The sequence below is a fragment of the Pseudomonas sp. EA_65y_Pfl1_P113 genome (assembly GCF_963970525.1).
Lineage (GTDB): Bacteria > Pseudomonadota > Gammaproteobacteria > Pseudomonadales > Pseudomonadaceae > Aquipseudomonas > Aquipseudomonas tritici.
The window spans coordinates 1-1,344 of record NZ_CAXAQM010000093.1 but is presented as its reverse complement, the minus strand read 5'-3'; the positions used below and the strand labels follow the sequence as shown (position 1 = coordinate 1,344).

The 1,344-nt window shown below is 62.7% G+C and carries 2 protein-coding genes; both read right to left on the bottom strand.

Going from position 1 to position 1,344, the window contains the following annotated elements:
- Positions 1 to 156: transposase (locus AACY52_RS32420; protein ID WP_370468059.1), on the bottom strand; the 156-nt coding region annotated here is incomplete at its 3' end.
- Positions 157 to 244: 88 nt separating this feature from the next.
- A partial coding sequence (locus tag AACY52_RS28400; protein WP_339561082.1) for an IS66 family transposase occupies positions 245 to 1,344 on the bottom strand: 1,100 nt, incomplete at its 5' end.

Below are 1,344 nucleotides of genomic sequence, written 5' to 3'. Positions count from 1 at the left end.
AAGCCCATGATGCCGCGCTGTCGCCGACACCAGCCGCGGACCCGAAAAACTCTCCTCGACAATCCGCAGCTTCTCGGCAACCGACCAGCGCCGACGCCGACCAGTCTCCACAATTTCAAGGCGACGCACTTGGCGACTATCAGTAAGGATATCCATACCGACAGTCAGCTACAGATCGGAAAAACCCGCAAGACGGCCGTCCTCGGACGAGTACCCTTGATCCGGACTCCGGTCGTGTTGAGGCTCATGCCGCCAGCCTCGGATCGTGAGCATGCATCGTGTAGGTCGATGCCCAGGGAAGCAGTTCGTCCAGTCGTGACGCAGGCCAGCCATTGATTAGCTTCGCGAGGACGTCGGCGAGCCAGGCCTTGGGATCGACGTCGTTGAGGCGACAGGTTGTGATCATCGTCAGCATGATGGCGGCACGGTCGGCGCCACGCTGGCTGCCGGCGAAGGTCCAGTTGCGCCGTCCCAAGGCGATGCCTCTCAATGCGCGCTCAGCACAATTGTTGGTCAAGCAGATCCTGCCATCGTCGAGGAAGCGGGCGAAGTCGTCCCAGCGCCTGAGCATGTAGTTGATCGGCTTCAGGACCTCGGAGGAGCGCGAGAGGTTTTCGCGCTCACGCAGCAACCAGACGTGCATGTCCTCGAGAAGCGGCTTGCTCTTTTCCTGGCGCACGGCGCGCCGCTCGTCGGCGCCGCGGCCGTTGATGGCGCGCTCGATCTCGAACAACGCATCAAGGCGTCTGACCGCCTCCAGCGCGATCGGAGAGACCGGTTTGCCCTTCTTACCTTCCCGAGCATTTTTCTCGATGTCAGCCAGCTCGAAGAAGCCCCGCCGCGCATGGGCAAAGCAAAACGCCGGCGTAATCGGCAGCACCTTCCTCTGCGGGTCGAACAGCGGCTCGAAGCCGTTGTAGCAATCCGCTTGCAGAATGCCGGCAAAGGCGGCCAGATGCTTCTGGGGATGTTCGCCTCGTCGGTCGCTCGAGGCGTAATAGACCGCCGCCGGCGGCGCAGGCCCGGCGAAGGGCCGGTCATCCCGCACATAAGTCCAGATCCGCCCGGTCTTGCACTTGCCCTTCGCCAGGATACGGATGGTGGTGTCATCGCCATGAAGGCGCTCGGCCGCGAGCACATGGCGTTCGATCAAGTGAAAGAGCGGCATGACGGCGAAGGTCCCGTGGCCGACCTGGTCGGCCAGCGTCGACAACGGCAGGTCGATCCCCTCGCACTTGAAGCGCGCACTCTGGCGGTTGAGCGGGATATGCATACCGAACTTGTCGAACAGGATCGTCGCGAGCAATTGTGGGCCGATGAAGCCGCGCGGTGTGGCATGGAACG